Consider the following 8,301-nt stretch of genomic DNA (forward strand, 5'->3'; position numbering starts at 1 on the left):
CATAGTTTGCTTCTTCTTTGGTAAATTTGTCAATACTAGGAGAAGTTAGCCAGTCATAAATTTGCGTTTTTGAGAGATTGCTATATTTTCGGTAATCTCTTGCTTTAGCTAAGGCATTCGCCTTATAGTCTGCTTGCAAATGATTGATAGCATATTGTGCAGTGTCACTATTAAAACCTTCAAAAATTAACATCTCATAAATTCTTTTTTTGACAAATGAATCTCATTATAACCTTGTGCTCTCTTTAAAGCTGCTGAGTATGGATTCCCGGCTGTCGGTTTTGGTTGCCATACACCATCGTATCCTACATAGTAACGACCACCATCTACCCATTTATTCGTTACCATTTTGCCTTCAGAATCAACATAGTAACGGCCACCATCTACCCATTCATTCTTGGCCATCTTACCGTTTGATTTGAGATAATATTTACCTATCCATTTGTTGCGAGCGTAGCTGCCTTCTGCTGTTAGATAATAATATGAACCATAGTTTTTATCATAAATCCAGTCACTTTTAACCATCTTTCCATCAGAATCAACATAATACCGGCCACCATCTACCCATTCATTTTTGGCCATCTTACCGTTTGATTTTAGATAGTAATTACCTACCCATTTGTTACGTGCGTAGCTGCCTTCTCCTGTTAGATAAAAATAGGAACTCGATTTCGTATCATAAATCCATTCATTCTTGGCCATCTTTCCATCTGATTTGAGGTAGTAATTTCCTACCCAAGTGTTACGAGCAGAACTTCCTTCTGATGTTAGATAAAAATATGAACTCGATTTCGTATCATAAATCCATTCATTTTTAGCTCTCTTCCCGTCTGATTTTAGATAGTAACTACCTACCCATGTATTACGAGCATAGCTGCCTTCTCCTGTTAAATAATAATGTGCAGAGTACTTCTTATCATAAATCCATTCGTTCTTAGCCATCTTGCCATCTGATTTAAGATAGTAATTGCCTTCCCAGGCATTTTGGACATAGTTTCCCGAAGCATTTAGATAGAAATAAGAATTAGCTTTTTTATCAAAAATCCACTTATTAGTAACTTTAGTACCATTTTGATAGTACGATGAGCCTACCCATCCAGACTGAGCTGTAGATTTGGACTTATCCTCTTTAGGACTTGTATTTTTAGGTTTCTCAGCAGGTTTTTGAGCTGGTGTTTTCGGTTTCTCAGCTGGCTTTGGTGCTGGTTTTGGTTCTGGCTTTGGCGCTGGTTTTGGTTCTGGCTTTGGCGCTGGTTTCGGCGCTGGTTTTGGCGCGGGTTTCGGCGCGGGTTTCGGTGCTGGTTTCTGTGCTGGTATTTTTGGTTTCTCAGCTTGATTTGGCGCCGAAGTTGTATTCTCTTTTACAACCTTACCATTTTTAGACGCATCCTTTTCTTGAGCAGAAACATGCTGAGCCGAAAAAGGAAAGGCTCCAGTTGTATCTGCAAATGAAATAAGTCCCAGTGTTGCAGTTGCTAAGCTGGTTACTAAAATTTTTTTTGATTTTTTCATAAAAATCTCCATTGTTTTTAATGATTTATACCTATAGTATACCATATGCTTTATTTTTCTTTCAAATCAAATATTAAATATTCACAAATAAATTTAAAACTTAATTGAAAATCTATAGTTATATCACTTCCAACTCATACAAGCCTCTGACTGCATTACAGCCATAGATAGTTTCCGCTTGGTCCAAGTCTTGCACAGTCAAGACTTTTTCCTCTACCTGTCCTGTTTCCAACAAATGCTGGCGGTAGATTCCTGGTAAAATTCCTTGACTGATGGGTGGTGTGTAGAGTTTTCCAGCAATTTTCAGAACTAGATTCCCGATAGACGTTTCCAATAGCTCTCCTGCTACATTATGGTAAATGATTTCCTGTTCCCCTAAGCTCAAGTGTGGTCTGTGAGTGGTTTTGAAGTAGGTAAATGCTTGTTGCAAATCAGCTTCCTGAAGGCAAAGTTGAGCCTGGCAGAAAGCTGGACTAAGGGGTTCAAGTACTTGGCGACTGACTTCCATCTCTCCAGATTTGCTGATAGTAATTCGCAAACGGTAGTCTTGGTGGGAATCACAAGCTTGACACTCTTCCTCTATCTTTTGTCCCAGTTCTTCTGGATCAAAAGGATAGGCAAAATAACGACTCGCTTTTGTCAATCTTTCCAGATGTTGTTCTTCAAACAGCAGGCTCTTCTGGCTGACTCTTCCTGTAGTAATCAATTTGAAACAAGCTTGTTTACGATAGAGAACAGCCGCCTTTTGATGAACTTCACGATATTCAGATTCCCAAGTGCTATCCCAAGTAATCCCTCCTCCAACTCCATAAATGGCTTGACTCTTGTGAAGTTGAATAGTCCGAATGGCGACATTAAAAATTCGTCGTCCATGTGGAAGCAAGAGACCAATCGTTCCACAGTAAACTCCTCTGGGTTGTGGCTCCAAGTTCTTGATGATTTCCATGGTCGCAATTTTCGGAGCTCCCGTTATGGATCCACAAGGAAAGAGAGAGCGAAAAATGGCAACCAAGTCCACATCCAATCGTAACTGACTCTTGATGGTCGACGTCATCTGCCAAACAGTTGAATACTGCTCCACTTGGCACAGACGCTCCACATATTCACTGCCCACTTCAGAAATACGGTTCATATCGTTGCGCAAAAGATCCACAATCATCATATTTTCAGAGCGATTTTTAGGATCCTGTTCTAGCCAGCTAGCTTGGGCAAGGTCTTCTTGGTCAGTCACTCCCCGCTGGGTTGTTCCTTTCATTGGGCGAGTCGTTAATTCACGGTCATTTTGCTCAAAAAAGAGCTCTGGACTCATGGAAATCACTGCCATCTCGTCATGTTCTACATAAGCATTGTAGCCCGCCTCCTGCTCTACCACCATGCGATTGTAGATGACAAAAGGATTGGCACTTAGGTCTTGCTTGAGTTGGACGGTGTAGTTGACCTGGTAGGTGTCCCCTTGACGCAAATGATGGTGAATCTGGGCAATAGCCTCTTCATAGTTCTCTGCAGATGTTTCTTCCTGCCACCTTGAAGGCAGATCTACTTCCTCATAAGTCAGAGGAATAGGCGATGTTTCTACCCTATCATGAACTGTAAAATATAGCAGATACTCGCCCAGTAAAGGAGCTTTATGAACTGCTAATTTCTCCTCAAATGCAGGTGCAGCCTCGTAACTGACATAGCCCACCACATAATACCCTTGCTCTTGGTAGCTTTCCACTTGTGCCAGCAAGTCTGCCACTTCTGATAAATCTCTCGTTTTTAACTCTTTGATAGGCTGAGTGAAGGTGTATCTCTCCCCCAAAGCCCTAAAATCAATCACTGTTTTTCTATGCATATCTTAAGTATAGCACAAAAAGGCAGATACAGACAAAGCTGATCTACCTTTTTTCATTTTACTAGTCCTATCTACTATTTAGTGAATAAATCTCCAGTAAATCCGTCTGATTTCTGCAAGAGTTGTTTGTAAACTTTCCATTTAAGATTCACTGTATTATCAAATTTATTACCTTGAAGGTCTTTTTCAACTGCAGCATCGAATAGCTCTTGAAGTTTTTCATATGTTGAAATCTTTTGACCATCAATTTCAATTTCTACAAAACCTTTCTCAGCTTTAGCTCTGACTTCTTTATACCATTCTTTCTTCCACTCTTCTAATGTATTAAATCTACCTTTAGAAACTTTTTGGATGATAAAGTCATCACCTAGACCTACATTACCGGCTGCTTTAGATTCTTGTTTATACTTGTTAGATGCATACCCTAAGAATCCATCAAGGTAACCGTAGTAGCCCCACATACGGAATGTATTGTGTTTGAATGAGATTGAGCCAGCCGTACTCTTACTTGTGTTACCACCGTAAATACCAGTCATCATATTCACAACAGTATAAGCAGAATCGAATCCTTCAGTACGGTAATGACCATTACCAGGTAGCCCGTGTTTTGTAGCGAAGTTGTTATCTACAAGTTGATCAATAGCTGTCAGTTTCATACTCTTCTCAACATCATTTAAATCACGAACTAAATCCCATTGGTGTGGTGCACCTTCTAACTTATTATAGCTCGCTTTTTCGCGATATTTCTTATCGATTTTCTTAAACCACTTATCGTTAGTTCCAGTATTTTTCTTGATGACAGATTCTGCTTCTAAGTAATCAAGCATCATCATTGATTCGTTATAGTTCTTCATGTAGTGATCAATCTTCTCACGACTACTTAACATATTAGGATCATAGTTATAAATTTGTGTACCATCATTTTTACGTTCGTACGCCATATTTAATCCAAGTGAACCATATTCACCATTATAGTTTGTAAGAGATGGTGATTGTAGCATACCTTGAGCAAATGATTCAATATCTGTCCCTTCACGGTGACGCCATGTTCCTAAGTAGGCCATACGGTCATTAATGTGAGTTGTTTCGTGAGTGAATGCAGATGTACCAAAATCACTAATCATACTAGAGATGATGTAGTATACAGCTTCTGAATTTTGTGGGTTAGAAAAGATATAAGCATACGCACCCATACCGTTATATCCGTGCCATTTACCTGTAGGTCCATAGAACTCACGAACTGGAGCATAGTCACCATTCTTATTATGACCCATTCGGTCAGCCCATCCATTACCTGGAACATCTTGGTTATCCCAAATTGCTGATGGAACCATATTTTCAGATTTCAACAATTGATTACGTACATTATCAGCGGCAAGTCTTGACCAGAAGTCTAAGTAATTAATTTGCTCTTGTGCACGTAAATCGATTTCTTTCTTAAACGCTTCACGTTCAGATTCTGTATTCTTACCATATTTCTCAAATGCACTAAACGCTAGCGTATTGTACGTTGAAATTATGAACATGTGAGCCTTCTTCGTATTAAGAAGTGGTAAAATGTATCGACCATGTTCACTGTTATTTAAGTTTTCATATAAGTGATATTTCTTATTAGCAAAATCAGGGTTAGATGATTGTTTCTCAACTACATAGTTAGTATGAGAAATAGCTTTCTTATACCATACATTCATATCAGTATCTTCTGTAAAGAGTTTCATGTTGTATGTTAAGAAGTCATTTAAATTACCTTTACCTGTTGCTCCCGCAATCACATCACGATAAGCATCTTGAGTTCGATCCCCTTTCAAGAAATGTTCACGTGAACCAATTTGAATCAATCTATCGATAACGCTAACGTTCTTACCATAAAAATCAGGCTTGAACATCATAAGATCTTTAATGCTCATATCATTGTATTTAAATCCATAATAACGATTTAAATAAGTAAGAGCCATCATAATTTTAGCTTTGTTGTCTTCTACTTTTTTAAGAAGAGCTTTCATGGCAGCTTCATCACTATTCAATTGATGGTCTTCGTTTTCGGCTAAAGCTTTGACTAATTTATCCAAATTAGCTTTCGTTTCTTCAAAGCTTTCTTCAAGGAATAGATTTTTAATATAACCATCTTTACGACCATCAGTATTTTCTTCAGCTTTGCCACGTTTGTCCATTAACGCACGCACTTCAGGAGAAATCAATTCAACACCTGCTAATTTTGCTTTAATATCGTTGATTAATTGTGTTCTATCTTTAACAACCATATTCGGTGTATAAACGACGTCACCAAGACCTTCGATACTATATTCACGAACTTGTTGGACTTGAGAATCAGCTTTACGTGTGACAACTTTTTCTTCCTTAGTACCATCCGCATAGTGAATCATAATGTGACTAGCATCAGATAAGTCCGTCACGAATTGACCATCTTTCATACCTGTTACAGACAATACTTCTGTAGTTAGTAATTTAGATCCTTCTGGAATCTTGTTACCTTGATTGATAATCCACTCTTTATTGTAGAACGGTTGAAGTTTTTCAATGTTACGGTAAGCAAGCTCACGGTCAATTCTGTAATCTTGAGTATCTTTATAGGTCTCATCTAATGATTTTGTATTGTTGAGAGTGTCCTCAATTAGAGGTTTAATTTCAAACTTATCAGCAGTGATTCCCATTGCATCAATCTTGGTATTAGCTTCTTCGAGACTAATTTCTCTAATTCTATGTGAACGAGAATATTTGAACGAATGTTTACCTGCACTAACATCTTTTACAACAAAGTTTCTTTCAAGAGCATTATTCGTGAAGTATCCCCCATCGTAATCAATATCACTGGAACCATAGAATTCTTCACCGTTCTCAACTTTCATCATTGAAACATTATTTTCAAGTTTACCCCATACCCAGTTCTTGCTGACGAAACCTCCAACATCTACAGGTGATTTAACTTTAATTGTTCCTTTAGCGACTGAATTTCGTACAGTCCCATATTTACCGATGCCATTAGGGTCCGAACTATTGTCAACAGTAGACGCAAGACCAGCAGCCCGAGCCTTAGTTGCTGTAATATCAGCTTCTACATATGTTTTATTCGCATGGCCTTTCCAAATCTCACCCACAATACCAGCAAGATTCCATCCTTTATCCCCAACACCATCAATTTTACCAATGAAAGCAACATTATTAACTTTAGCGCCCTCACCATCTAATTTATTAACCACACCAGCAAGATCATTTTTCGCAATAATATGGCCTGTAACTTTGACATTTTCGATTACAGCATTTTTAACAATTCTTGCAACAGGTGCAATATTTTCTGCCCAAGGCATATTAATATTCACATTGCCAAGATTGATATTCTTCACAGAAGCATTTTCAATACGCTCAAACAATGGTCGAGCGATATTATGAATGGTATACTGTTTTCCATCAACACTTGTTAAATGACCATTAAATACACCTGGTACATATTGTTTATTTGGAGTTGGAACATTTGCTGCGTTCAAATCTGCACCAAGCTTAAACGTCCCCTTACGATTAGCTTGCATTGCTTTTACCAATTCATTGAAATCGTAGTAGACATTCTCTTCGTGAGATTTTGGCTTGGCAAAATAATGAACATATTCTTCACTGAGTTCATTACCATTAGTATGCTGAACTAGATCAGGAGCTTTAGCAGTGACCTTGTATAGTGTTTTTCCATCGACAGTAACTTCTTCGATTTTATCCACAGCAAGACGGGTCACCTTATTATCATGCGTAGCGATTTTTAGATAGTATGGTTTTACATCAGTTGGAACAGAAGTTAAGAAGCTACTATCCGTTTCAACACCATCAGTATCAACACTTATTAAGCTTGTTTCTTTAATATTTTTGACTTCAACTTTTTTGAGGTCAATTCTTAGTGGTTCTTCTTTCAGAACTTCTTCTTCATCACCCTCACCACGGTCATAAACCATTTTGGTTTCGAGTTTATAATCCTTGTAGTACTGCAAATCTGTCAGACTAGCTGTTAAGTTGTCTGGCGAAATAGTCAATGTTTTGACAATTTCATCACCCTTTTTAAGAGTTAGGGTAATTGATTTTATAGTTGCCTTACTTGGGTTTTCCAAATTGTAACGAATTTGAGATGTTCGTTTTAAATCTTTAACATCGATAAGCGACAAACTTAAAATTGGTTTTTCAAAGTTTTTAGTTCCTAATTTAACGACACGATCTTGATCTAACTCCAAAACCTGTTCGACAACTTTTGGTGCTTCTTCAGTCTTCAGTCCTTTAATTGTCTTATAAGTCTTTATAACCTTTTTCTGTCCGTCTTTTCCTTCTTTGACAGTAACTCTTTCACCTTTTTTCAGTTGATCATCTTCTTCAACCTTTTCCTTAAACGGAATCTTTTCAAGACTTTCTTCTACCAGAGTTCCTTCAATTGGTTTCGTACCACGACTTATTTTTTTAGTGACCGGTTCTTTGATGACAGTTGTAGCTGTATTTAAAACTTGGTCAGTCTCAACACCCTCAATAGTCTTATAAGTCGTTTTGGTAATTTGACTACCCTTTTCTCCATCTTGGACGACAGTTTCTTCATCCGTATACTTGGTTGGATCTTCGATAATTTCTGTCTTATAGTCAATCTCCGTAGTAGTTTCTTTCGTAACCGCGCCCTCAGTTACTTTATATTCAGGTAACTTTTCTTGAACTACCGACTCACCTTCTTTACCTGGCTCCTGAGTACCTTTAGCTTCAATCTTGCCTGTATATTCCGCCTGTGGTTCTTGAACTAAGGACTCTCCCTCTTTGCCTGGCTCCTGAGTACCTTTAGCTTCAATCTTGCCTGTATATTCTGACTGTGGCTCTTGAACTAAGGACTCTCCCTCTTTGCCTGGTTCCTGAGTGCCTTTAGCTTCAATCTTACCTGTATATTCCGCCTGTGGTTCTTGAACTAAGGATTCTCCCTCTTT

Annotated in this window: 4 protein-coding genes; all 4 read right to left on the minus strand. The window is 38.1% G+C overall.

The genetic code is table 11. The annotated features are described in order from the left end of the window. A partial coding sequence (locus HMPREF0849_RS10825; RefSeq protein WP_198002044.1) for an Ltp family lipoprotein occupies nt 1-193 on the minus strand: 193 nt, incomplete at its 3' end. Further along, nucleotides 187-1,512, minus strand: coding sequence for an N-acetylmuramoyl-L-alanine amidase family protein (locus HMPREF0849_RS06445; protein WP_198002045.1), 1,326 nt, complete (start codon nt 1,510-1,512; stop codon nt 187-189). The genes HMPREF0849_RS10825 and HMPREF0849_RS06445, both read right to left, overlap by 7 nt. 118 nt (nt 1,513-1,630) lie before the next feature. Then, nucleotides 1,631-3,346, minus strand: a complete 1,716-nt coding sequence (gene pabB, locus HMPREF0849_RS06450) for an aminodeoxychorismate synthase component I (protein ID WP_009013658.1) — start codon at nt 3,344-3,346, stop codon at nt 1,631-1,633. A gap of 74 nt (nt 3,347-3,420) precedes the next feature. Then, the coding region (locus HMPREF0849_RS06455) for a ZmpA/ZmpB/ZmpC family metallo-endopeptidase (RefSeq protein WP_000574814.1) at nt 3,421-8,301 on the minus strand (4,881 nt) is incomplete at its 5' end.

The sequence above is a fragment of the Streptococcus sp. C300 genome, from assembly GCF_000187645.1.
GTDB classification, from domain to species: domain Bacteria; phylum Bacillota; class Bacilli; order Lactobacillales; family Streptococcaceae; genus Streptococcus; species Streptococcus oralis_CQ.

What these genes read in the sequence shown, in the direction of transcription:
- HMPREF0849_RS06445 (WP_198002045.1), bottom strand. Translation starts at nt 1,512, where the DNA reads ATGAAAAAATCAAAAAAAATTTTAGTAACCAGCTTAGCAACTGCAACA.
- pabB (WP_009013658.1), bottom strand. Translation starts at nt 3,346, where the DNA reads ATGCATAGAAAAACAGTGATTGATTTTAGGGCTTTGGGGGAGAGATAC.